The following is a 23,928-nucleotide window of genomic DNA, read 5'->3' on the forward strand; positions in this document are numbered from 1 at the left end:
CGTCCCCGCACAACCCCGCAGCACCACCCCTCGAACCCGCACTGCCCGCGCCACGGCGCCACTGCAAAGGAGCAACCCCATGTCCGCAGACACGACGCAGCGCCTCATCAGCGCCGAGCTCGTCGGCCTCGACGAGGACCTCGGCGCCACGTCGTCCGACGTCATCCGCGTGCTCGCCGACCGCGTCGCCGCGACCGGCCGCGCGGCCGACGGCGCCACCCTGGCCGAGGACGCCATCACGCGCGAGGCGAGCGTCGGCACCGGCGTGCCCGGCGGCATCGCGATCCCGCACGCCCGGTCGGCCTCGGTGTCGAGCCCGACGCTGGCGTTCTCGCGGCTCGCCCGGAAGGTGCCGTTCGGTGCGCCGGACGGCGACGCCGACGTCGTCTTCATGATCGCCGTGCCGGAGGGCGCCGACAAGGACCACCTCACCGTCCTGTCGACCCTGGCTCGCGCCCTCATCCGCGACGACTTCACCGCAGCCCTGCGCGCCGCCTCGACGCCGCAGGAGATCGTCGACCTGGTGCAGCGCGAGGTGGGCGGCGAGGTCGCCGCAGCCGGTGTGGGGAACGCGAGCAGTGCCTCCCGGCCGAGCACGACGGCCGGCGCGACCGGTGCTGCCGCCGCGACCGCCGCCGGAGCCGGTGCCGCCACCGGTAGCGCCGGTGCCCGCAAGGTCATCGTCGGCGTCACCGCCTGCCCGACCGGCATCGCACACACCTACATGGCCGCCGACGCCCTCGTCGCCGCCGCCGAGCGCGCCGGTGCCGAGATGCACGTCGAGACGCAGGGCTCCTCGCAGGTCGAGCCGCTCGACCCCGCCCTGATCGCCCGGGCCGACGCCGTCGTGTTCGCGGTCGACGTGGACGTCCGCGACCGCGGTCGGTTCGCCGGCAAGCCGCTGGTCTCCGGCCCGGTCAAGCGCGGCGTCGACGAGCCCGACGCGATGATCGCCGAGGCGATCCGCGCCGCCGACGACCCGCACGCCGCGCGCGTGCAGGGCGGTGCCGCGACCGCGTCCGAGTCGAACAAGGCCGACGAGCACTTCGGCCAGGCACTCAAGCGCTGGCTCCTCACCGGCGTCAGCTACATGATCCCGTTCGTCGCGGGCGGCGGTCTCCTCATCGCCCTCGGCTTCCTGCTCTCCGGCTACGCCATCGCGCTCCCGCACGGCGACTCCGGGCAGAACAACGCCGTCTACACGCTGACGAACTACACGCTGCTCAACCTGCCGCCGGAGGGCTTGGGTTACTACCTCGGCGCGGCCGCGTTCCAGATCGGCGGGGTGTCCCTCGGGTTCCTCGTCGCAGCCCTCGCCGGGTACATCGCCTACGCGATCGCCGACCGTCCGGGCATCGCACCGGGCTTCGTCGCCGGTTCGATCGCCGTCTTCATGAACGCCGGCTTCCTCGGCGGGCTCGTCGGTGGTCTCATCGCCGGTGCCGCCGCGTACTGGATCGGCCGCATCCCGACCTGGCGCTGGCTCCGCGGCCTCATGCCGGTCGTGATCATCCCGCTCTTCGCGTCGATCATCGCCTCGGGCCTCATGCTCCTCGTGCTCGGCGGTCCGATCGCCTGGCTCATGACGCAGCTCACCAACTGGCTGAACTCGCTCAACGGTGCCTCGGCGATCCTGCTCGGTGTCATCCTCGGCCTGATGATGGCGTTCGACCTCGGCGGCCCGGTCAACAAGGTCGCGTACTCGTTCGCCGTCGCCGGGCTCGGTGCCGGCACCGCGACGAACGTCGTGCCGTTCGAGATCATGGCCGCCGTGATGGCCGCGGGCATGGTCCCGCCGCTCGCCCTGGCCCTCGCGTCGACCGTCCTCTACCGCAAGGGCTTCACGAAGCCGGAGCGCGAGAACGGCAAGGCCGCGTGGCTCCTCGGTGCGTCGTTCATCTCCGAGGGTGCGATCCCGTTCGCCGCTGCCGACCCGCTGCGGGTCATCCCGGCATCGATGATCGGTGCCGCGGTCACGGGCGCGATCTCGATGGCGGCCGGTGTGACCTCGCGTGCGCCGCACGGCGGCATCTTCGTGTTCTTCGCGATCGGCAACATCGCGATGTTCGTCATCGCGATCGTGGCCGGGACGGTCGTCTCCGCGCTGGTCCTGGTCGCCCTGAAGAAGTGGGTGCGGAAGTCGCCCGCCGCCGAGTCCGTCGCCGCCGAGCAGGCAGCGGTGGCCGGCGAGACGGTCGGCCAGCGCGCGCCGGCCGCCGTGTAGCGGTCGTCACCACCTGACGGACGGGAGGCCCGTGGCGGATCCGCCACGGGCCTCCCGTCCGTCGTCGTGCCGCTCTGCGCGAGACGCCGGACTCCCGCCGAGACGCCGCGGGATCCGAGGGTGTCTCGACAGGAGAGGAGCGTCTCGGTCCGACGCCGGCGTCTCGGGGCAGCACCAGGGAGGCCGGACGGGGGCGGAGACGGTGCCGGGCGGCGGAGACGTGGTGGAGGAACGACCGCCCGACACCGCCGGCTCACCCGCCGACCACGAGGGTGCGCTGCTGCTGCGGGGCCGGCTGCCGACGCCGGTCGCCGTTGCCGCGAGCAACCGTCTCGCGCATGCACTGGTCGGAGTGCTCCGTGCCGGTGAGCAGGCAGGCATCCCGCCCGACCAGCTCAGCGACGCCGTGCTGCCGCTGCTCGCGCTGCACCGGGGTGCTCGCGACGACTGGCTGCGGCGGCTCGCCGATCGAGACGGACGCGATCGCCGGGACCTGGAGCACGAGGGCGCCGACGAGCCCGGCGATCAGGACGAGACGGCTGGTGGTGGATCGGTTCACGGTGGTACATCCCTTCGTTCGGACCTGTGGGACATGGTGGTCCCGTCCGGGGGCCGTGTCGGTCCGTCGAAGGTCTGAGCGGATGGCCGGGAGGACCACTCACCCCCGTCAGTCGTCGACCCAGCCGGAGCGGTGTGCGAGCACGGCGACCTGCACGCGGCTGCGGAGCCCGTACACCCGGAGCGTCCGGGCCACATGGGTCTTCACGGTCGCCTCGCTGATGAACAGCGCCCGGCTGATCTCCGCGTTCGACAGGCCGCGCGCGACCAGCAGGGCGACCTCGCGCTCCCGGTCGGAGAGGAGCTCGAAGGGCGGCGACGACGCCGGCCGGAACACGCCGCGCAGCCGGGCGCGCTCCAGGAGCAGGTTCGTCGCGTGCGGGGAGGCGAAGGCTGCACCCTCCGCGACAGCGTGCACGGCCCGCGCCAGTTCGGCCGGTTCGGTCTCCTTGGGCAGGAACCCGCTGGCTCCCGCGTCGGAGCCCGCGAGCACGTTGTCGTCTGTCTCGAACGACGTCAGCAGGAGCACCCGGCTGTCCGTCGTGGCGGTGATCTGCCGCGTCGCCGCGATGCCGTCGGTGCCCGGCATCCGGATGTCCATGAGGACCACCTGGGGCCGGAGGCGGGTGACGCGCTCGATCGCGGTGTCACCGTCCGCGGCGTCGCCGACGAGACGGAGGCCGGGCTGGGCGCCCACGAGCATGGCGGTGGCGGTGCGGAGGAGGGCCTGGTCCTCGACGAGGAACACGGTGACGTCAGCCACGCCGGCCTCCCTCCGTGGTCGCCGTGAAGCACACACGCCAGGTGCCGTCCGCCCCCGGCCCGGACGCGAACGTCCCGCCGTGCTCCTCGGCCAGTGCGCGCAGGCTGATCGTGCCGACACCGCCGTCGGGTGACCCGGTCCGGGCAGGATCGACGCCGTCGTTCACGACCTCGATGCGGCACCGGCCGCCGGGGTGCCCGTCGCGCTCGGGATGTCCGTCGCGCTCGGGGTGCCCGCTGGGGTCGTCGCGGGCGCCGTCCTCGAACGCGATGGTCACCTCCACCCGGTCCGGCTCGGCGTGCCGGATCGCGTTCGCGAGGCACTCGCGCAACACGCGGACGGCGATGCCGAGGAGCTCGCCGCTCGCGGGGGCGCCCTGGACGGAGGCGCGGATCGGGAGCCCGGCCCGCCGTGCGGCGGACAGGACGTCGTCGATGCTGGCGACGACCGACCCGGCCTCGCCCGCCACGTCGTCGTCGACGAGGTCCCTCACCAGGGCACGGATCTCGGCCAGACCCTGGCGGTTCACCCGGGCGATCTGCGCGACTGCGTCGAGCGCTGCGCGGTGGTCGTCCCGCCGCACGGCGACGGTCGCGACGTCGGCGAGCCGGGCGGAGAGGCACGCCGTGTTCGTCAGGGTGTCGTGGACGCTGCGTCCGACATTGACCCGGTGCTCGGCCGCGGTCCGCTCGAGCTCGGCCACGCGAGTGCGCTCGCGTTCGGCGCGCACCTGTCGTTCGAGTCGGTCCGCCCGGTCGACCGCGTCGCGGTCCCGCCGGAACCGCAGCCCGAGCCACACGGCGAGCAGGGCGACGACGGCGCAGAGGGCGAGTCCCGCGGGCGACCGATCGGCGAGCGGGACGGACAGGCCGAGGGCCGCCAGGGTCAGGGCGAGCGCGAGCAGCGCCTGCCGCCGACCGCGGAGGTCTGCGAGTGAGAACAGGGCGATCCCCGTCGTGAAGGGTTCAGCGGCGATGTCGGCGCGTCGGGTCATCCCCTCGAGCACGATCGCGACGGCGAGCACCAGCCACGGTGCGCGCCGGCGGGCGAGGGCGAAGGTGGTGACGGCCCCGGCGGGGAGCGCCCACTCCCATCCGGAGTACGCGAACACCGGTCGCCCGTCGGGTCCCCACCCCCAGCAGACGGCGGCGACGGCGACGAACGTCACGGCGGCGACGGCGAGGTCCTGGCCTCGGGGTGTCGGAGGTCTGCGGGGAGGGTCGGACTCCGCTCGGGCGTCCTCGACGGCAGGAAGGAGTGACCGTTCAACACTGACTGTCATACGGTATTTTGTACTCCTGATTGCGGAGAGGCTCCGCCGGTCACCGGGTGCACCGCGATCTGTCAGGACGCTCAGGGAGACTCGGGGGATGACGACCGCCCTCACGCTGCCGCCGACGATGTCCCTGCCCGCGGGTGCGACCGCCACCGCCGCGGGCTCCCGACCGGAGGGCACGGAGGACCTCGGGGGCCTGTCGGGCTTCGTGCTGCAGCTCATCGACGCACTGGGGGAGTGGGGCGTCGCCCTGATGCTCTTCGTCGAGACGGTGTTCCCGCCGATCCCGTCCGAGGTCATCCTGCCGCTCGCGGGCTTCCTGGCCGGTGCCGGGCAGATGAACCTCGTGCTCGTGCTGGTGCTGGCGACGCTCGGGTCGTACCTCGGCGCGCTCGTGCTCTACTGGCTCGGTGCCGTCATCGGGTTCGAGCGGACCGTGCGACTGCTGGGGCGACTGCCGCTCGTCGACGAGGACGACTTCCGCAAGGCGGCCGACTGGTTCCACCGGCACGGCAGGAGCGCGGTCTTCTTCGGCCGCTTCGTGCCGATCGTGCGCAGCCTGATCTCGCTGCCCGCCGGCGCGGACCGGATGCACCTGGTGCCGTTCTCCGTCTTCACGATCATCGCCAGCGGCATCTGGAACAGCGCGCTCGTGCTGCTCGGTGCGGCGTTCGGCACGCAGTACGACAAGGTCGAGCAGTACACCGAGTGGATCGACCGGGTGCTCTACGTCGCGATCGCGGTCGTGGTCGTCACGTTCGTGGTCCGGCGCATCCGCCGGGTCCGCGCCGAGCGGGCGGAGCAGCGCGCGGTGGCGCAGGACGCGCAGGACGCGCAGGACACGGGGTCGACCGGTGCCGTCCGCGGACGCCGTCGTGCGACGTCCGCGGACGACTGACGGGTCACTTCTTCGTGAGGGCCGACTCCTTGTGGGCGGCCTTGTTGCCGGACTTCTCCGACTCGACGATCCAGTACGGGTCGTCGTCCGTCGGCTTGAAGTCCTGACCGTCGAACGTGAAGTCCTTCGTCTTCTTCTCGACGAGCTTGCCGGTGGTCTTGCCCTGCGAGGTGTTCCAGTGCACCTCGTCGCCCTTCGACAGCGCCACGATGTCCTCCTTGCGTAGTCAGTACGGTTGCGTGACCCCGGACGCTACCCGCGCGGATGCGCGGATCCACGGGCATCTGTCCCCCATCACGATGTCGTAACGCCCCTGCGGGATCGAGGTGGGACGCGTACCGTTGACGGTGAGTCAGTTCGCCGGCGTGTGCCGCGGTCCCCGATGGCTCCAGACGGAACGACGTGCACCATGACCCTGGTCGACAGCGCACGAGCCGACACGGTCCTCGCGGGCCGGTACCGGCTCGTCCGGCTCATCGGTACCGGTGGCATGGGCTCCGTGTACGAAGCCCGCGACGAGCACACCTACCGGCTGGTCGCCGTGAAGCTCTTCGCGACGCCGGATTCGATGACGACCGCCGACCGCGTCCGCCAGGAGCGCGAGATCCGCCTGCTCAGCATGCTCTCGCACCCGGGGCTCGTGCCGCTCTACGACGCCGGGACCCACGAGTTCGAGGACGGCCCGCACCGCTTCATCGTGATGGAGCTCATCGCCGACACGACGCTGCTCCGGCGGCTCGCGGGCGGGCCGCTGCACAACTACGAGGTCGCCGACCTCGGCGCGCAGCTCGCCGACGCCCTCGCGTACGTGCACTCGCGCGGCATCGTGCACCGCGACGTCAAGCCGGCGAACATCCTCATCAACGACGAGGGTGCGTCCGGCTTCGCCCGCTCGGTCAAGCTCACCGACTTCGGCGTCGCGCACTTCGTCGACGGCTCGCGCCTGACGAACGACGGCACGATCATCGGCACCGCGGCCTACCTGAGCCCCGAGCAGGTCGCGGGTGAGCCGATCGGCTTCGCCACCGACGTCTACTCGCTCGGCCTGGTGCTGCTCGAGTCGCTGACCGGCAAGCAGGAGTACTCCGGCACCCTCATCGAAGCGGCCCTCGCGCGGCTCCGGAACGACCCCCAGGTCCCCGCGGAGGTCGGCGCCGAGTGGAAGGACCTGCTCGCCAAGATGACGCACCGCGACCCGGCGAAGCGCCCGACCGCGGTCGCGGTCGCGAACGCGCTGCGCGGTGGGTCGACGCAGATCACCGGTCCGGTGCCGCTCGGGCCGGAGCGCACGAAGCACAAGCGCGACCACAAGCTGCACCGTGCGGCGCACAAGCACGCCAGGCGCGGGACCTTCACGGCCGTTCGGCGGTGGCGGCGTCGGAACGTGCTCGTCGGCTCGTTCGCGACGTTCGGCGTGCTCGCGGCCTGCGCCGCCGCCTACGTCGCGGGCACCCTGCACTGAGGTCGTCCGTCCACGGGGGCGGCTCCGTCCACCGGTGCGCGCGACGCCGTCGCGGGACGGTGGTCCCTGGCAGGATGGGGGCATGACCGACCAGCGATGGATCAAGATCTGCGGACTCTCGACGCCGGAGACCGTGGACGCCGCCGTGGACGCCGGTGCCGACGCGGTCGGGTTCGTCTTCGCCGCCGGCAGCCCCCGGACCGTCACTGCCGACCTCGCCAAGGAGCTCGTCGAGCGGGTGCCCGAGGGCATCGACGCCGTCGGGGTCTTCCGTGACCAGCAGATCGACGAGGTGGTCGGCATCGCCTCCGAGGTCGGGCTCACCACCCTGCAGCTGCACGGCCGCGAGTCGGTCAGCGACTTCGCCCGCGCCCGTGACGCCGGGTTCTTCACCATCCGGGCCGTCGCCGCCGACGACTACCTGCGCGAGACCGCCGAGCAGCGCGCCGAGTTCGACCACGACCTGCTGCTGCTCGACGCCGCGGTTCCCGGCAGCGGCACCCTGGTCGACCCGGCGACGCTCGCCGGTCGGGTGGACGAAGCCTGGATCCTCGCCGGCGGTCTGACGCCCGCCAACGTCGTCGCCGCCGTGCAGGCGCTCGACCCGGACGGGGTCGACGTCTCCAGCGGGGTCGAGTCGGAGCGTGGCGTCAAGGACGCCGCGAAGATCCGCTCCTTCGTCGAGGCGGTCCGCAGCATCCCCTGACGGACGTGCCGTGACGGGCGCGGCGTCACCACATGACGGACGGGAGGCCCGTGGCGGATCCGCCACGGGCCTCCCGTCCGTCGTGTGGGCGCGTCAGCGCAGGGTCGGGATCAGCTCCGTCAGGAACGCGTCCGTGTCCTCCCAGCCCTCCACCGCGTGGCAGGGGACGCCGAGCGCCTTCACCGGGTAGTCGTTGCCCTCGGGGTCGAGGCGGTCGCCGACGAACAGCATGTCGTCGAGCGCGATGCCGGTCAGCTCGGCGAGCCGGCGCATGCCGTACGCCTTGTCGATGCCCTTCCGGGTGATGTCGACGCTGGTCGAGCCGCCGGAGCGGACCTCGAGGTCCGGGAGCTCCGCCTGGACGAGCCGGCGCAGGTGGTCCTTCTTCTCACCGGTCGGATCCCATCGCTTCTTGACGTCCACCGGGGCGGACTGGCCGAGCGCCGAGAACGTGATCTGCGACCCGCGGTCCTCGAGGATCTCGCCCCAGGTCTCCGACTCCCAGTAGCCGGCCGCCTTCGCCTGCGTCTCGACCGCCGCGAGGGCGCGGGCCTTCTCGTCGTCGGTCAGGTCCTCGGCGTACTGCAGGACCCAGTCCGACCCCGACCAGCGGTAGTACGCCGTGCCGCAGGTCGGCAGCAGGTGCAGGTCGTCGAGGACGAGGCCCTCGCGCTCGCGGAGCGGGAGCACGAGCTGCTGCTCGAACTGCTGGAAGTTGCCGCCCGAGATGACCGCGACGGGCACGGTGGCGAGCAGGGACGCGAACGTCTCGAGCATGCGCGGGTCGAGCGGGGACTTCGACGGCGCGAGGGTGTCGTCGAGGTCGAAGGCGACGAGGCGGGGCGTGGTCATGCCCCCGATTCTGTCAGCTGGGACCTGCGTCAGGCGCGGTGGGCGGCGGGGACGCGGTCGCGGGCGTACGTGATGTCGGTCCAGCCGTGCGGTGCGGGGTTGCCGTCCTCGTCGAGGTTCACGAACACGACCTCGTCGATGGTCAGGATGCTCCGGTGCGTGAAGAGGTTGCGGGCCTCGGCGCGCATCGTGAGCGAGGTCCGGCCGAAGCGGGTCGCGACGAGGCCGATCTCGACGATGTCACCCTGGCGCGCGGAGGACACGAAGACGATCTCGGACATGTACTTCGTGACGACCTTGCCGTTGCCGAGCTGGATGATCGCGTACACGGCTGCCTCTTCGTCGATCCAACGGAGCAGGCTGCCGCCGAACAGCGTGCCGTTCGCGTTGAGGTCCTCCGGACGGACCCACTTGCGCGTGTAGAAGTTCATCTCGGGCGTCGGGACGTCGAGGTGCTGCTGGCCGGGCTGGTGCTGCTGGTCTGGGTGCTGCTGGTCTGGCTGGTGCTGCTGGTGCTGATCCATGTCCGTACATGCTACGACGGCCGGACCCGTGGGGGTCCGGCCGTCGTGTGCTCCCGCGGCTGTCGGCTACTCCTTGACGAGGACGACCTCGTCGAGGGGCAGGCGGGTGCGCGGGGCGACCTCGCGCTCGGCGGCCTTCTCGTCGAGCTGCGACGGGTCCGCGACGGTGCCGATCGCGGTCACCGTGTACGGCAGGAAGCGCTCGGGCAGGTCGAACGCAGCGCGCAGGCCCTCGGCGTCGATGCCGGCCATCTGGTGCACGTGGAGGCCCTCGGCGTGCGCCTGGACGGTCAGCGCGGTGAGGGACTGGCCGAGGTCGTACTGCGCGAACGGGCGCGCCTCGCCGTCCTCGGTCGTGGTCTCGAGGATCCCGACGACGAGGGCGCTGGCACGGAAGGCCCAGGCGGCGTTGAAGCCGAGCAGGTTGTCGTTGATCTTCGCGAAGGTGTCGGTCCCACGACGGCCGGCGATGAAGCGGCGCGGCTGGTGGTTCATCGCGGATGAGGCCCAGCGAGCGGCCTCGAGGACGGCGTCCAGCTGGGCGTCGGTCATCGTCGCGGCGTCGTCGTAGGAGCGCGGGCTCCAGCGCTCCTCGAGCAGCGGCACGAGCGGCTGGCTGGAGTCGGTCGAACGGGTGAGCGTGTCGGGCGTCGAGGTCATGGTGGCTGCAACGGTAGTCGATGCGTACGCATTTCCCGGCTGAGTGACGTCACATGTGAGCGTGCTGCTCGGCCGCCCAGTTGCTCGGTTGCACGGCTGCTCGGCTGCTCGACTGCACGTGTTGCCGTGCTGGTCGCCGTGCGTGGCTCCGGGCTGCGAGGATGGTCGTGATGGGTGGCGTGTTGACCGGGTTCGCGATCATCGGCGCGATCATCGCCGCCGGGTACGTGGTCGGTCGCGTGCGCCTGCTCGGCCCGCACGCGCAGTTCGTGATGAGCCGGCTCGCGTTCTTCGTGCTCATGCCGTGCCTGCTCTTCCACACCATCGCCACGGCGCACATCGAGACGCTGCTGTCCCCGATGCTCTGGGTGTCGCTCATCAGCGCCGTCACGGTCGCACTCGTCGCCGTCGTGCTGTTCCGCCTGGTGCTCCGACGGTCGGTCGCGACGACCACGGTCGGCGCGCTGGCGTCCGGGTACGTCAACGCGAACAACATCGGCCTGCCGGTCGCGGTCTACGTCCTCGGCCAGGCCACCGCGGTCGTGCCGGTCATCCTGCTGCAGCTCGTGGTCCTCGCCCCGCTCGCGCTGACGGTGCTCGACGCGGCGACGGCCGGGGGTGGTGGATGGCGGTCCCGCGTCGCCGGGCCCTTCCGGAACCCGATCATCATCGCCTCGCTCGCGGGGCTCGTGTGCTCCGCGCTGCGGCTCGAGATCCCGGCGCCCGTGCTCGAACCGTTCTCGCTCGTCGGTGCCGCGGCGGTGCCGGTCGTGCTGCTGTCATTCGGCATGAGCCTGCACGGGGCGACACCACTGCGCGACCGGGCCACGCGGCCGGACGTGCTCGTCGCGTCGGCACTGAAGCTGCTCGTGATGCCGGCCGTGGCGTTCGTCGTCGCGCGCTTCGTCTTCGGCCTCGACGACCAGGACGTCTTCGTCCTCACCACCCTCGGGGCGCTGCCGGCGGCGCAGAACGTGTTCAACTACGCGCAGCGCTACCAGGCGGCCGTCCCGGTCGCGCGCGACGTCGTGCTCGTCTCGACGATCGGCGCCGTGCCGGTCCTGGTCGTCATCGCCGCACTCCTGCACCCGTAGCGCCACCCGCCGGACCCCGCCAGGGTGCCGAGTGGGCCAGATCTGTCACGCTCGACGGCTCCGGGCGACCGATCGCGCCCGGACGATGACCGACGCGCGGCATGTCGTGCCCGCTCGGGGCGGCGGCGTCAGAAGATCATCGGGCGGTCGTCGTCGAGCGAGGTCTCCAGGTCGAGGTCGACCGACACGGGGACGTGGTCGCTCGGGGCATCGCCCTTCCGCTCATCGCGGTGGATCGTCGCGCCGACGGTGACGTCCGCGAACGCCTGCGAGCCGAGGACGAAGTCGATGCGCATGCCCTCGTTGCGGGGGAAGCGGAGCGACTTGTAGTCCCAGTACGTGTAGCCCTCGGGCACCAGCGGGCGGACGACGTCCTGCAGTCCGCGTGCCTCGAACTCCCGGAACGCCGCGCGCTCCGGCTCGCTGACGTGCGTGGCCCCCTCGAACACCCGGACGTCCCACACGTCCTGGTCGAGCGGTGCGACGTTCCAGTCACCCATCAGCGCGAGCGGGGTGTCCGGCTCGGCGTCGAGCCACTCGGTCGTGCGGTCGGCCAGCTGCGCGAGCCAGTCGAGCTTGTACGTGTAGTGCGGATCGCCGAGCTCGCGGCCGTTCGGGACGTAGAGGCTCCAGAGCCGGACACCGTCGACCGTGACGCCCATCGCGCGCGCCTCGACCGGCAGGTCCGGACCCTCGTGCCCCTTGAGGAACCCGGGCTGGCCGGGGAAGTCGCGGGTGACGTCCTCCATCGGCAGGCGACTGGCGAAGGCGACGCCGTTCCACTGGTTCAGTCCGTGCGCCTCGACCTGGTAGCCGGCCGCCTCGAACGCCTCGACCGGGAACTGCTCGGGCTTGCACTTGATCTCCTGCATGCCGAGGACGTCGACGTCCTCGCGCACCAGCCAGTCCACGATCCGGCCCACTCGGGTGCGGACGGAGTTCACGTTCCAGGTCGCCACGCGCATGGGATCGAACCTACCGGTGGCGGCTGGCACGCTGCTCGCGCGCCGGCGCCGGCGCCGGCGCCGCGCCCAGCCGAGCCGAGCCCCCCGCCGTGCCGAGTATGCGACATCGCACGCGTCGATCGACGCGTGCGATGTCGGAAACGCCGTGCGATGTCGAGGGTGCTGTGCGACGCGGAACGTGCGCCGCCTGCGGCCCGCCGCTGTCGCGTGCGCCGCCTGCGGCCCGCCGCTGTCGCGTGCGCCGCCCGCCGCCCGCCGCTGTCGCGTGCGCTCCGGACTAGAAGCGGACGCCCCGTGCCGCCATGAACGGCGCCGGGTCGGTCGTCGCGCCGTTGATGTGGACCTCGTAGTGCAGGTGGCAGCCGGTCGAGTTGCCCGTCGAGCCGACCAGGGCGATGAGCTGCCCGGCCGAGACCCGCTGGCCCTTGGTGACGCGGAAGCCGCCGTTCACGATGTGCCCGTACGCCGTCGCGACACCGCCGCCGTGGTTGATCCGGACGTAGTTGCCGTACCCGCCGTACCAGCCGACGTAGTCGACGGTCCCCGCCGAGGCCGCGACGATCGCCGTCGAGCAGCCGCTCGTCAGGTCGAGGCCGTCGTGCTTCGTGACCCGACCGGTGATCGGGTGCACGCGGTACCCGTACGGGCTGATGACGTAACCGCCGCCGGGGCGCACCCAGCCGGTGCCGGAGCCGGAACCGACCCCGCCGCCACCGCCGCCGCCCGCTGCCGGAGCAGGCGCACCGCCACCACCACCGCTGCCCGCAGCTGCGGCGGCCGCGGCCTGGCGCTGGAGCTCGCGCTGCCGTGCCGCCTCGGCCTCCTGCCGGGCCTTCTCCTCCTCCGCCTTGCGGACCTTCTCACCCTCGGCGAACTCGGCCTCGGTGCGGACGCGGCCCGAGGTCAGCGTCGCGAGCTGGGCGTCGAGCCGCGCCTTGTTCTCCTGCTGCTCGTCGTACGCGGCCTGGACCTTGTCGGCAGCGGCCTGTGCGGCCTGCATCGTCCGCTCGGCCTCGGCAGCGCGCTCCTCGAGCGCCTTCGATGCGCGGTCGGCCTGCGCGGTGAGCGACCGGGCGACCGAGGCGTCGGCGCTCGCCGCGGCCTCGACCCGTTCGGCCTGTTCGGACAGCTTGCTCAGCGCACCGAGGTCGTACAGCAGGTCGCGCGCGCCCTCGCCCTCGGCCAGCACCGACGCCGTGACGTCCGCACCGCCGTGTCGCGCCATCTGCGCTGCGAACTGCCCTGCCTGCGACGCGCTCTGCTCGGCGATCTGCGCGTGCTCGTCGGCCTCGGCGCGGAGCTTCTGCTCGGTCTCCGCCGCGTCCTGCGCCTTGCCCTGTGCCGCGAAGAACTCGTCACCGAGGCGCTTCGCCTCGGCCTCGGCAGCCGCGACCTGGTCCGAGAGCCCGTCGATGATGCCGCGGATCTGGGTGATCTGCTCCTGCTTCGCGGACTCCTGGCCCCGAGCCGCGAGCACCTCGTCCCACGACGGGTACTTCGCGGCGCTCGCGCTCGGCGCGTCGACGAGCACCGTCGCGAGCAGGCCGGCAAGGGCCAGCCCGGTGGCGGCGATGCGGAGTCGGAGGGCGGGACGCGGGACGCGGTGGCTGGTGGAGCGAGTCACGGGGTCGAGCCTATACATCCGTACAGCCGACGCGACACGCCGCCGCGCCGCCTGTGGAGAACTCCCGACGGCATCGCGTCCCCCGCGACCGCACCGCAGGACGCCGGCGAAGCGCTGCCGCGCCGCCGGGATCGCGCGAACCGCGACCGCACCGCAGGACTCCGGCGAACCGCGACCGCACCGCAGGACTCCGGCGAACCGCGACCGCCCCTCAGAAGCCCCGCTCGCGGCGGATCGCGTCCGCGCTGCCCACGACGTCGCGCCGCAGGACGGACGCGCCGACGGTGCCCGCGTAGTCGTAGACGTCGAAACCCGTGCAGTGCGTGATGCTCGCCGGGGCACCCAGGGAGTCCTCGACCGCGGTGGTCCACACGTCGTTCGCGCCGATGACCACGAAGGTCGGCTCCGCGTCGCGGTAGGCACCGAGGTCGACGAGCCACGGGTAGGTCTGGAAGTCGTCCCGGACCTGCAGGAGCTCGACGTCGTCCGAGGCGTACGCCGCGAGGGGCCGGACCGTCCAGAACTGCCCGACGCCGGTGACCTGCCGCCCGTCCGCCCAGCGGTCCAGGCACGCCGACGGCGCGTACCGGGCCGCCGCGACCGCTCCGACCGTGCTCGGCGCCACCGCCACGCCCCCGGCCAGGACGACCGCTGCCGCGACCGCCACGGCGAGCTGCACGCCGCGCCGCGGTCGGTGCACCCGGGTCCGGCGGACGGCGGAGCGCACGAGCTCCGCGACGGCGACGAGCGCCAGGAGGGGCGCGGTCACGATCGGCTCCAGGTACCGCGGCGTCTGCGACCCGGCGACGACCACCCCGACGGACACCGCCACGACCGTCACCAGCGGCAGCACCGTCGCGACGAGCACGGTCCGGGCGGTGCGGACGCGCCAGGCCCACACCGTGCCGCCGACCGCGAGCACCACTCCGGCGAAGAGCAGCAGCAGCTCGGCGTCGCCGCGGGCCGACCCCGCGCGGTCGTCGGTCAGGGCCGCGAAGAACGCCAGTGTCCGACCGGCCTGCTCCGGGTGCACGTACGTCGACGGGTCGAGCGACACGAACGGCGCGAGCGGGATCCGGAGCAGGTACCCGACGACCGACCCCGCGACGAGCACGCCCGACATCCACGCCGTCGGTCGCCAGGGGACGCGGCGGGCGACCGAGAGCAGCACGAGGGTCACGACGACCGGCCCTGCCGACCACGGCACGTACAGCGGGTTCGATGCCGTGGTGCACGCCGCGACGAGCCCCGTGACGAGGAGCACGGTCACCGAGGCCCGCCCGGTCCGCACCGCACGGAGCACGAGGACCGCCGTCCCGAGCATCGCGAGCAGTGCGCCGTAGTAGTAGGTCGTCGTCAGCAGCAGGGAACCGAGCTCCAGCGACGTCGCCGTCGCGGTGTACTCCGTCAGCACGATCGCGGTCACGAACCCGAGCGCCAGCACGGACACCGTGATCCGTGCCGACCGGCGTGCGGCGGGCATGAGCTCGTTCGCCGCCGCCCGCACCAGCGCGTACACGGCGAGCAGGACGAGCACGCCGTTGAGCGCCAGGGCCTGCTGCGGCGTCGCCGTGACGAGGGAGCAGAGCAGGTAGACGGGCAGCTCCGGGAAGAAGAACAGTGCCGGCGACATCGCCCACTCGAACGGCTGCCCGAGACGGAGCGAGCGCTCGACGAGCGGCAGCAGGACGGAGTCGCCGTCGTACCAGAGCAGGGCGACGCGGTCGGTCGCCATGACGTGGCCGAGGGCGATGACGGACAGGGCGAGCGCGACGGCGGCGCCCAGTGCCTCCCGGCCGACGGCTGCCCACCGGCGGCGCGACGGCGGACCGGGGGAGGCGATCGCGACCGGCTCCGGTGCCGCGGCGCGGCCGGAGGGGCCGGGCGCGACGGGGGACATGAGCGGAGCGTACCGAGCGAGCCGTGACGCCGCCTGGCGATGGCGTTCCGGGGCCGAGCGACTACCCTTGTGGGCTGTGACCGACACGCGCGACCAGCTGATCCAGCACATCTCCGCAGACGCGGTGTTCCACGGCGACTTCACGCTCACCAGCGGCAAGCAGGCGTCGTACTACATCGACCTGCGCAAGGTGAGCCTCGACCACCGGGTCGCTCCGCTGATCGGGCAGGTCATGACGGACCTGCTGCAGCAGGTGCCCGACGTCGACGCTGTGGGAGGCCTCACGATGGGCGCCGACCCGATCGCCAGCGCCGTGCTGCACCAGGCCGCGGCGCGTGGGCTCGCCTACGACGCGTTCGTCGTGCGCAAGGAGCCCAAGGACCACGGCCGGGGCCGTCAGGTCGAGGGACCAGACGTCCGCGGCAAGCGCGTCGTCGTGCTCGAGGACACCTCCACCACGGGCGGTTCGCCGCTCAAGGCCGCCGAGGCGCTCGAGCGCGAGGGTGCGATCATCGCCGCCGTGGCCGTCGTCGTCGACCGTGACACCGGCGCGAAGGAGCGCATCGAGGCCGCCGGGTACCCCTACTTCGCGGCGATCGGGCTGGCCGACCTGGGGCTGAGCGCGTGACCGAGGGGCGTCCGGACGACGCGCGCGACCCCGACGGTACGTCCGGCCCGGCAGACGGGGCGGACGACCGGGAGGCCCGTCGCGCGCCCGCCACGGACGCTCCGTTCCGCGGTCTCCGCAGTGCCGCTGACATCTTCGGTGCGCCGCGTGCGGCCGACGAGTGGCCGTCGCGCCGCGAACGGCGCGAGGCCGAGCGGGCCGCGCGCGAGACCGGCGCACCGCTGCCCGAGCCGTTCGAGCCGACGACCGGCGCCCTGGCGCAGCCGGTGGACGCGGGCCGGCCCGAGCCGGCGACCGGCGCCCTGTCGCAGCCGGTGGATGCGGCCCGGCCCGAGCCGGACGAGGACGCCGGAGCGACGCAGGCGATCCGGATGGACGACGAGCTCCGCGAGCCGTCGGAGAACCCGCAGGCGACGGTCGAGCACGAACGCGCGACGCTGGGCGAGCGGATCCCGCCGGCGGCGCCGGTGCCACCGGCGAGCACGGTCGCGCACCCGTCGGCGATCTCGCTGCCGTCAGCGGTGCAGCACCGTGACGAGCGCGCCGCCGGGAACCGGGCCGTCGACGAGGAACGTCGGCGCGCGGACCCGTTCGGGCAGGGACGCAGCGACGTCGACTGGCTCGGCCGCGCCACCGGCTCGCAGCCTCCGGCTCCCGTGCCGACCCCGACCGGGCCCGTCGCGCAGCCCCTCGGCGTGGGGAACGTCCTGCCGCCGACCCCGGCCGCGCCGACGAACGAGCCACCGAGCTTCACCGAGCTGCTGCGCCTGCAGGGAGCGGAGGACTCCGCATCGACCGGGTCCACCGAGCGCCCGTTCGACTGGGCGATCCGGGACGACGAGACCGGTGAGGTGCCGACGACGCTGACCACCGACCGCTTCGACACGACGGCGTTCGGCGCCGGGTCGTGGTCGCTCGCGGACGAGGCGGACGACGACGTCGTGTCGGGCGAGGTCGACACGCCGGCCGGCGGCCTGCCGAGCGGACTGCTCGCGGCGCCGGTGCCCACGTCCGAGCCGGTGCCGGCTCCGGGTACGGCCCCCGCTCCCGCTGGTGGTGCGGCTGCGATCGAGGCCTCAGAAGAAGACGATGACGTCGACGTCGCCCGGACGACTGCGCTGCCGACCGTGGCGGACGAGCGGCGCGACGACGACGTCGACGGTCGCGACGACGATGACGCCGCCCGCACGACGGCGCTGCCCACCGCGCGCGACGACGTCCGACACGACGAGCAGGGCGACGCCGGTCCGGGCCTGCCGACGCCGATCGCCGCGACCGCCACCCCCTGGTGGGCGGAACCCGACGCCACCGTGCCGCCGACGGCAGCCCCGCCGCTGGTCGAACCGGCTTCGTCGGACACCGCTGCGGCCTACCCGGCGCACCTGCCACCCTCGGTCGGCCAGGACCTCCGCGGGCTGACCGGCGCCGCCGACGATCGGGCCGCCGACGACCAGCGCCACGACCGGCGCGGTGACGGCAGCGACGACCGAGACGACGACCGCGACGACCGGCCGGTCGAGCGCCTGCCTGCCGCGGCTCCGGACGACCTCGACCAGGCCGAGTGGGACGGCCGCGAGACGAGCGACACGAGCGCCATCAAGGACCTGTTCGGCACCGAGGCCGTCGGGCAGCTCGGCGACACCGGCTACGACCCCGAGGACTCGGGCACGCGCATGTTGCCCGCGGTCGCGGCCCCCGCCGGTGCCGCCGCTGCTGCCCGGACCCCGGGTCGTGCCGTGCCGACCGGGGCTGCGCCCGCGGGTGCTCGGTCCGCCGGTGACCGCGGCGGCCGGGACAACTTCATCAACGAGGGCTTCGGCCGCCTCGCCGGCGAGGGCAAGCGCGGCAAACAGCTGCTCGTCGTCGGCGCCGTGGTGCTCATCGTGGTGCTGCTCGTGGCGGTCTTCGGACTCACCCGCTGGATCCTCGGGAACTCGATCAGCGAGGAGAGCGCTCCCGCCGCCACGGCGACGTCCGCTGCCCCGTCGAGTGCCCCGTCCGCCGAGCCCTCGGCGGAGCAGTCCACCGAAGCCGCGGCGGCTCCCGCCCAGCCCCTGCAGTTCGCGACGACCCAGGCAGCACCGGGTGAGCACGCGTGGACCGAGCTCGCGGGTGGCGAGTGCCTGTCGCCCTACACCGACGCGTGGGCCCAGACCTACACCGTGGTCGCGTGCTCGACCGCGCACGCGGCACAGCTGACCGCCCGGATCCAGGTCGAGGCGGGGGCGTGGCCCGGGCCGGAGGACCTCGCGGCGCAGGCGTCCCAGGTGTGCCAGACCTCGCAGGCGATCGACACGTCGGCGGCGGCGACGTACGGCGACGTGCAGGTGCAGGGGTCGTACGCGCCGGACCAGGAGACCTGGGACCGCGGCAACACCTTCATCTCGTGCTTCGCGACGCGGTCCTCCGGCCAGCCGCTGACGGGCTCGCTCGCCCCGGACGGCGACTGACCCGCCCGGGGCGACGAGTGGTCAGGACGCGGCGGGGACCTTCGCGGACGCGTCGTCCAGGGAGCGGAGCTCCTCGGCGCTGAGCTCCAGGTCCGCGGACGCCAGCAGCGCCGGCAGCTGCTCGGTGTTCCGCGCGCTCGCGATCGGCGCGACGACGTCCGGCTGGGCCTGCAGCCACGCCAGCGCGACCGAGGCGATCTCCGTTTCGTGCGCCTGCGCGATCGTGTCGAGGGCGTCGACGACCGCCAGGCCCTCGTCGGAGAAGTAGCCAGACACCTGCCCCTCACGGTCCTTGCCGGCGAAGTCGTCCTTCGTCCGGTACTTGCCGGTCAGGAACCCGGCGGCCAGCGCGAAGTAGGGGACGACCCCCAGCCCCTCGGACGCCGCGAGCGGGGCGATCTCCGACTCGTAGGGCTCACGGGTGACCAGGTTGTAGTGCGGCTGGATCGCGACCGGCAGCGCCAGCCCGTTCTCCTTCGCGATGCGGATCCACTCCTCGGCACGCGACCGGGAGTAGTTCGAGATCGCGGTGTACCGGACGAGGCCCTCCTGCACGAGCTGGTCGAACGCGCGCACGGTCTCATCGAGCGGGGTGTCCTGGTCGTCGAAGTGCGCGTAGTACAGGTCGATCCGGTCGGTCCCGAGGCGCTCGAGGCTCGCACGCGCGGCCGCAGCGACGTTCGATGCCGACAGCCCCTTGTACTGCGGGTGCTGCGAGACCTTCGTCGCGATCACGACGTCGTCGCGCTTCCCGGACGCGCGGAGCCACGAGCCGATGACCCGCTCGGACTCGCCGCCCTCGTTGCCCGGAGCCCATGCCGAGTAGACGTCCGCCGTGTCGACGAAGTCGCCGCCGGCCGAGGTGTACGCGTCGAGCACCCGGTGCGAGGTCTGCTCGTCGGCGGTCCAGCCGAAGACGTTGCCGCCGAGGGCGAGGGGGAACACGTGCAGGTCACTGGTTCCGATGCGGGGCATGGGATTCCTTCCGGTTCGGTACGGGTCGCGTCCACGCTATGCCCCAGCTCCGTCCACGTGACCAGCGGGTTCCCGGTGTTGCATGAGGGCATGACCACCCTCGCCGACGACCTCACCGACCCCCGTTCGTCCGTCCGCCTCCGGGCCGTGATGGCCGCCGGCACCGAGGCGCGGGTGGAGGACCTCGAGGTGCTCGTCGAACGCTGCGCCGTCGAGCCCGACCTGCAGGTGCGCGAGGCCCTGACCTGGGCACTGGTCCGGCTGCCCGCGGAGACCGTCGTGCCCCGGCTGCTCGACGAGCTGCACCGCCCCGAGGCGCGGGCACGGTCGCAGGCGCTCCACACGCTGTCGAAGATCCGTGACGGGTCCGTGTACCCCGAGGTCGCCGAGCGGCTCGGCGACGACGACCCCGGCGTCCGTCGGACGGCCTGGCGCGCGGCCGTCCTGCTCGCTCCGGCCGACGAGGGACCCGCCCTCGCTCGTCGACTCGCCCGCGAGCTCGGCCAGGGCGACCGGGAGACCCGACTCGCGCTGAGCCGGGCGCTCGTCACGCTCGGCGAGGACGTCGTCGCCCCCGTCCTGGCGGACGTCGCGGACCGCCGTGGCGAGGCCGTCCGCGAGCACGTCGCCGAGACCGAGCGCCTGCTCGCCGATCCCGACGCCGGGTCGGCCCTCGCGCTCGAGCGCGCACGACGCGAGATGGCGCTCGGACGCGGCAAGCGCGCCTCGGGGTGACCGGGTGACGGACGGGAGGCCCGTGGCCGCGCCGCCACGAGCCTCCCGTCCGTCACGTGGTCGGTCCGCGCCGGTCCCGCCGTTCCGGGGCGGGCCGCGGAAGACCCGGATTCGGGTCGACGAACAGGACCGATCCGCTTGCGCACGCCGATCGGAGCGCGCCAAGGTGGGTGTCGAAGGGGAGTAGCTCCCAGCGCGTGCATCGACACACTGGCCATCACGACGATCGGCCCGGTGCACCACCTGCCGGTCCGACCCGGCGGGCGAGCGAGACCTTCGGCCGTTCTGCCGTGCCGAAGCGCTCCCCACCCCTGCGCGATCGGTGCGGCCCGACCAAGGGACCACCCCGTGATCGACACCGCATCCGTCCGCGCCGCAGAGTCCGGCGCACCGACCGCCCGCATGGGCCGCAGCGCCTGGGGGCGCATCGCGATCTGCGTCGTGATCGCCCTGCCCGCCGTGGTCTTCCGACTGACGGGCTTCGCCCCGAACCCCGTCGTCGACCTGCTCGTCTTCGGCGGCGCGGTCGTCGCCGCCTCGTTCCTGCTCGCCTGGGCCGCCGAGGCCGCCCAGAAGGACATCTCCGGCGCGCTCGCGATCGCGATCCTCGCCCTCATCGCCGTGCTGCCCGAGTACGCGGTCGACCTGTACTACGCGTTCCGCTCCGGGTACGACCCGTCGTACGAGCAGTTCGCCGCCGCCAACATGACCGGGTCGAACCGGCTGCTGCTCGGGTTCGGCTGGCCGCTCGTCGTGGTGATCTCGCTGCTCGTCGCCCGCCGGTACGTCCGTGCCGGGACCCTGCCGAGGTCGGCCACGAGGGTGCTGCAGCTCGAGCAGTCCTCGCGGCTCGACATCGGGTTCCTGGCGCTGCTGGCGGTCGTCGCGTTCCTCATCCCGCTGATGGGCTCGATCCCGCTGTGGTTCGGTTTCGTGCTGCTCGCCGCGTTCGTGGCGTACCTGTGGCGTGCCTCGCAGGCGCCGGACGACGGCGACGACGAGGAGATGGTCGGCATGGCGGGGAACATCGCGTCGATGCCGCAGCGTGCGCGCCGGTGGACGATCGTGGCCCTGTTCGTCGTGGCCGCCGCCGTCATCCTGTCGTCCGCGGAGCCGTTCGCCGAGGCCCTCGTCGCATCGGGCAGTGCCCTCGGCATCGACAGCTACTTCCTGGTGCAGTGGCTCGCGCCGCTCGCCACCGAGGCGCCCGAGTTCATCGTCGCCGCGCTCTTCGCGCTGCGGGGCATGGGCGGCGCGGCGATCGGGACGCTCATCGCGTCGAAGGTCAACCAGTGGTCGCTGCTCGTGGGCTCGCTGCCGATCGCGCACGTGCTCGGTGGCGGGACCTCGGGCGGACTGCCGCTCGACGGCCGGCAGGTCGAGGAGTTCGTCCTCACCGCCTCGCAGACCGTGCTCGGCGTGGCCATCATCATCGCGCTGCGCTTCCACCGGTGGTCGGCGATCGCCCTCGTGGCGCTGTTCGCGGTGCAGTTCGTGGTGACGGACACCAGCGGGCGGTGGGTGTTGAGCGGGGTGCACGTGGTCGCTGCGCTCGTGGTGCTCTGGATCAACCGGAGGGACATCGTGCCGACCCTGCGCGCGCCGTTCCGGCGGGCGGTGGTGGCCGGCGCGTAGCGGCCGCGGGGCGGCGACGGGGCGGCGTCGGGGCGGCCTGCGCCGCACGGCCGGGCCACCGGCTCGCCGCTTCCGGTCGCACGACGTGCCGTCGGCGGGCGTTCCGGTCGCACGACGTGCCGTCGGCGGCGGAGGTGAGCGGCACGTCCTGCGACCAGGTCGTCGGGTCTGGAGGCGCGGGGCGGGCTCGCACCGGGCCTCCCGTCCGGTGGGTGCGCCGTCGGCGCTACCGGCTCGCCGGTTCCGGTCGCACGACGTGCCGTCGGCGGCGGAGGTGAGCGGCATGTCGTGCGACCAGAACAGCGCTGGCGCGACCGCCGGCGGGCTGCGTGGGCGACCGCCGGCGGGCGCCGCAGGCGGCCGTCAGTCGGCGTGGGGGGCGAGCCAGATGGCCGAGGCGGCGGCGGCGGGGAGGTCGACGAGGGACTCCTCGCCGTCGGGGGACCGGCGCGCGACCGCGATCACGCCCGCGTAGTCCCGCACGCGCTCGACCCGCAGGTGCGTCCCGAGTGCGACCCCGAGCTCGTCGAAGTACCGGAGCAGGGCCGGGTCGTCGTCGGACACCCGGTCGACGATCCCGCACGCGCCGGGCTCGATCGACCCGAGCAGCGTCCCCGGGGACGACGGCACGGTGCCGTCCGCCGCGGGGATCGGGTCGCCGTGCGGGTCGTGCGTCGGGTGCCCCAGGTCGGCGTCCACCCGGTCGAGGAACGTCTCCGACACCGCGTGCTCGAGGGCCTCGGCCTCGGTGTGGACCTCGTCCCACGAGTAGCCGAGCCGTTGCACCAGGTAGGTCTCGATGAGCCGGTGCCGTCGGACCATCGCCACGGCGACCTGCTGCCCGAGCGGGGTGAGCACGACCCCGTAGTAGGGCGTGTGCTCGATGAGGCCGTCGCGGTCGAGCTTCCGGAGGTTGCCCGACACCGTCGAGGCCGAGACCCCGAGCGCCGCCGCGATGTCCCGCGTCGCGAGCCCCTCACCGCCTCGCTCGCCGGCCTTCCACACGAGCTTCACGTAGTCCTCTGCCATGGTGGAGAGGGAGGGCAGGCGCATGCGTCAATGGTACGGACGACGGGCGACCACGACGGCACCCGTCCGGCGTCGCCGCTGGCCGGTGCCCGCGTCGCTCCTGCTCGGTCTCGCGCCGCTCGTCGCCTTCGCGGCCGTCAGCGCCTGGCGCTCGCGGCCGAGCGACGACTACGGCACGCTCGGGCAGACGGTCGAGAGCGTCGTGCGGGCGCTCGTGCTGCCCGAGGGCATCGCGGTGCTCGTGCTCTGCGCCTACGTCACCGCCCTGGGCTGGTGGCCGATCGCGACCGTCGACCGTCGACGGACCACGCTCCGCTGGACCCTCACCGCGCCCGCCCTGATCGCCGTGGTCTGCCTCGCCCGGCTGCCGCTCGTCGAGTGGGACGCGCAGCCGGTCGGGTACTTCGTGCTGCTCGCGGTCGGGGTGCTCCTCGTCGGGGTGTTCGAGGAGCTGCTCACCCGAGGCGTCCTGCTCGTCGGGCTCCGGCGGCGGCTGCCCGAGTTCGGTGTGTGGATCGGGTCCTGCGTGCTGTTCGGGCTGCTGCACTTCCTCAACGTCCTCGCGGGCGCCGGGGTCGGCGTGACCGTCGTGCAGGTCGTGTTCGCGGCGTCGTTCGGCTCGACGCTGTACCTGGCGCGGCGGCTGACCGGGAACCTGCTCGCGCCCGTGCTGCTGCACGCGTTCTGGGACTTCGGGTCGATCGCGGTGTCGGCGACCGTGCCGACCGGGGACCTGGTGCGGATGGTGCCCGCCGGGGTCATCGGGCTGTTCGCCTTCGCGGTGCTCGCCCTCGGGCTGGCCGCCGGCGGCGTGGTCGCGTGGCGGGACGACCGGGGCCGTCGCCTCGGGCGCCGGTGGCGGACGGTACCGCCCATGGGGGCGCTCGCGGTGCAGGTGGACGAGCCGCGCCTCCCGTCCGCCGTCTGACGCGCACCGCCTGCGGGGCGGCGGCCGAGCGGATCATCCCGC

Annotated in this window: 22 protein-coding genes; 10 read left to right on the forward strand and 12 right to left on the reverse strand. The window is 73.2% G+C overall.

What is annotated here, in order from left to right; all coding sequences use genetic code 11:
* Window positions 1-79 precede the first annotated feature (79 nt).
* Window positions 80-2,224, forward strand: coding sequence for a PTS fructose transporter subunit IIABC (locus tag C1N91_RS02230; protein WP_137766421.1), 2,145 nt, complete (start codon window positions 80-82; stop codon window positions 2,222-2,224).
* 253 nt (window positions 2,225-2,477) lie between these two features.
* Here C1N91_RS02230 and C1N91_RS02235 read toward each other — a convergent pair whose 3' ends face one another.
* The 3 genes from C1N91_RS02235 to C1N91_RS02245 form a co-directional block, all read right to left on the reverse strand.
* Complete coding sequence (locus C1N91_RS02235) at window positions 2,478-2,783, reverse strand: hypothetical protein (RefSeq protein ID WP_137766422.1); 306 nt, start codon at window positions 2,781-2,783, stop codon at window positions 2,478-2,480.
* Between the two features lie 108 nt (window positions 2,784-2,891).
* Window positions 2,892-3,545 carry a response regulator gene (locus C1N91_RS02240; protein ID WP_254678307.1) on the reverse strand — a complete coding sequence of 218 codons (654 nt, stop codon included), beginning with the start codon at window positions 3,543-3,545 and terminating at the stop codon, window positions 2,892-2,894.
* Entirely contained in the window at window positions 3,538-4,713 is a 1,176-nt protein-coding gene (locus C1N91_RS02245; protein WP_137766423.1) for a sensor histidine kinase, read from the reverse strand. Before C1N91_RS02245 ends, C1N91_RS02240 begins: the two co-directional genes overlap by 8 nt.
* 202 nt (window positions 4,714-4,915) lie before the next feature.
* Here C1N91_RS02245 and C1N91_RS02250 point away from each other — a divergent pair, with 202 nt between their 5' ends.
* The gene (locus C1N91_RS02250; RefSeq protein WP_394587140.1) at window positions 4,916-5,719 is read left to right on the forward strand and encodes a DedA family protein; all 804 of its coding nucleotides are present in this window, start codon (window positions 4,916-4,918) and stop codon (window positions 5,717-5,719) included.
* Between the two features lie 4 nt (window positions 5,720-5,723).
* Here C1N91_RS02250 and C1N91_RS02255 read toward each other — a convergent pair whose 3' ends face one another.
* On the reverse strand, window positions 5,724-5,927 hold the full coding sequence (locus C1N91_RS02255) for a DUF2945 domain-containing protein (protein ID WP_058741762.1): 204 nt from the start codon (window positions 5,925-5,927) through the stop codon (window positions 5,724-5,726).
* A gap of 201 nt (window positions 5,928-6,128) precedes the next feature.
* On the opposite strand from C1N91_RS02255, the gene C1N91_RS02260 reads away from it, so the two are divergent.
* On the forward strand, window positions 6,129-7,181 hold the full coding sequence (locus tag C1N91_RS02260; protein ID WP_175415874.1) for a serine/threonine-protein kinase: 1,053 nt from the start codon (window positions 6,129-6,131) through the stop codon (window positions 7,179-7,181).
* 82 nt (window positions 7,182-7,263) lie between these two features.
* Window positions 7,264-7,887: a phosphoribosylanthranilate isomerase gene (locus C1N91_RS02265; RefSeq protein WP_137766425.1), complete on the forward strand. Its 624-nt coding sequence runs from the start codon at window positions 7,264-7,266 to the stop codon at window positions 7,885-7,887.
* Between the two features lie 93 nt (window positions 7,888-7,980).
* Here C1N91_RS02265 and C1N91_RS02270 read toward each other — a convergent pair whose 3' ends face one another.
* The 3 genes from C1N91_RS02270 to C1N91_RS02280 form a co-directional block, all read right to left on the reverse strand.
* Window positions 7,981-8,739: an HAD-IIB family hydrolase gene (locus tag C1N91_RS02270; protein WP_137766426.1), complete on the reverse strand. Its 759-nt coding sequence runs from the start codon at window positions 8,737-8,739 to the stop codon at window positions 7,981-7,983.
* Between the two features lie 29 nt (window positions 8,740-8,768).
* Window positions 8,769-9,170 (reverse strand): acyl-CoA thioesterase, encoded by a 402-nt coding sequence (locus tag C1N91_RS02275; RefSeq protein ID WP_137768617.1) that lies wholly within the window; start codon window positions 9,168-9,170, stop codon window positions 8,769-8,771.
* Window positions 9,171-9,329: 159 nt separating this feature from the next.
* The gene (locus C1N91_RS02280; protein ID WP_137766427.1) at window positions 9,330-9,923 is read right to left on the reverse strand and encodes a nitroreductase family protein; all 594 of its coding nucleotides are present in this window, start codon (window positions 9,921-9,923) and stop codon (window positions 9,330-9,332) included.
* A gap of 170 nt (window positions 9,924-10,093) precedes the next feature.
* Here C1N91_RS02280 and C1N91_RS02285 point away from each other — a divergent pair, with 170 nt between their 5' ends.
* A complete protein-coding gene (locus tag C1N91_RS02285) occupies window positions 10,094-11,017 on the forward strand; it encodes an AEC family transporter (protein WP_137766428.1) in 924 nt (307 codons plus the stop codon).
* A gap of 128 nt (window positions 11,018-11,145) precedes the next feature.
* Here the strand turns inward: C1N91_RS02285 and C1N91_RS02290 are convergent, their stop codons facing one another.
* The 3 genes from C1N91_RS02290 to C1N91_RS02300 form a co-directional block, all read right to left on the reverse strand.
* On the reverse strand, window positions 11,146-11,982 hold the full coding sequence (locus C1N91_RS02290) for an exodeoxyribonuclease III (RefSeq protein ID WP_137766429.1): 837 nt from the start codon (window positions 11,980-11,982) through the stop codon (window positions 11,146-11,148).
* 277 nt (window positions 11,983-12,259) lie between these two features.
* Window positions 12,260-13,606, reverse strand: coding sequence for a M23 family metallopeptidase (locus C1N91_RS17090; protein WP_137766430.1), 1,347 nt, complete (start codon window positions 13,604-13,606; stop codon window positions 12,260-12,262).
* A 211-nt stretch (window positions 13,607-13,817) separates the two neighbouring features.
* On the reverse strand, window positions 13,818-15,506 hold the full coding sequence (locus C1N91_RS02300; RefSeq protein WP_137766431.1) for a hypothetical protein: 1,689 nt from the start codon (window positions 15,504-15,506) through the stop codon (window positions 13,818-13,820).
* Between the two features lie 76 nt (window positions 15,507-15,582).
* Between C1N91_RS02300 and pyrE the strand changes: the two genes are divergently transcribed.
* Window positions 15,583-16,134: an orotate phosphoribosyltransferase gene (pyrE, locus tag C1N91_RS02305; protein ID WP_058729844.1), complete on the forward strand. Its 552-nt coding sequence runs from the start codon at window positions 15,583-15,585 to the stop codon at window positions 16,132-16,134.
* Window positions 16,131-18,584 carry a hypothetical protein gene (locus tag C1N91_RS02310; RefSeq protein ID WP_137766432.1) on the forward strand — a complete coding sequence of 818 codons (2,454 nt, stop codon included), beginning with the start codon at window positions 16,131-16,133 and terminating at the stop codon, window positions 18,582-18,584. Before pyrE ends, C1N91_RS02310 begins: the two co-directional genes overlap by 4 nt.
* 21 nt (window positions 18,585-18,605) lie before the next feature.
* Here C1N91_RS02310 and C1N91_RS02315 read toward each other — a convergent pair whose 3' ends face one another.
* Window positions 18,606-19,559: an aldo/keto reductase gene (locus C1N91_RS02315; protein ID WP_137766433.1), complete on the reverse strand. Its 954-nt coding sequence runs from the start codon at window positions 19,557-19,559 to the stop codon at window positions 18,606-18,608.
* A 90-nt stretch (window positions 19,560-19,649) separates the two neighbouring features.
* Here C1N91_RS02315 and C1N91_RS02320 point away from each other — a divergent pair, with 90 nt between their 5' ends.
* Window positions 19,650-20,294 carry a HEAT repeat domain-containing protein gene (locus C1N91_RS02320; protein ID WP_137766434.1) on the forward strand — a complete coding sequence of 215 codons (645 nt, stop codon included), beginning with the start codon at window positions 19,650-19,652 and terminating at the stop codon, window positions 20,292-20,294.
* Window positions 20,295-20,642: 348 nt separating this feature from the next.
* Window positions 20,643-21,929 (forward strand): sodium:proton exchanger, encoded by a 1,287-nt coding sequence (locus C1N91_RS02325; RefSeq protein WP_254678308.1) that lies wholly within the window; start codon window positions 20,643-20,645, stop codon window positions 21,927-21,929.
* A 363-nt stretch (window positions 21,930-22,292) separates the two neighbouring features.
* Here the strand turns inward: C1N91_RS02325 and C1N91_RS02330 are convergent, their stop codons facing one another.
* Window positions 22,293-22,982: a metal-dependent transcriptional regulator gene (locus tag C1N91_RS02330; RefSeq protein WP_137766435.1), complete on the reverse strand. Its 690-nt coding sequence runs from the start codon at window positions 22,980-22,982 to the stop codon at window positions 22,293-22,295.
* Between C1N91_RS02330 and C1N91_RS02335 the strand changes: the two genes are divergently transcribed.
* Window positions 22,981-23,886, forward strand: coding sequence for a CPBP family intramembrane glutamic endopeptidase (locus C1N91_RS02335; RefSeq protein ID WP_175415875.1), 906 nt, complete (start codon window positions 22,981-22,983; stop codon window positions 23,884-23,886). The two genes, C1N91_RS02330 and C1N91_RS02335, sit on opposite strands and share 2 nt — an antisense overlap.
* The last annotated feature ends 42 nt before the right edge of the window (window positions 23,887-23,928 follow it).

This window comes from Curtobacterium sp. SGAir0471 (assembly GCF_005490985.1).
Classification (GTDB): Bacteria; Actinomycetota; Actinomycetes; order Actinomycetales; family Microbacteriaceae; genus Curtobacterium.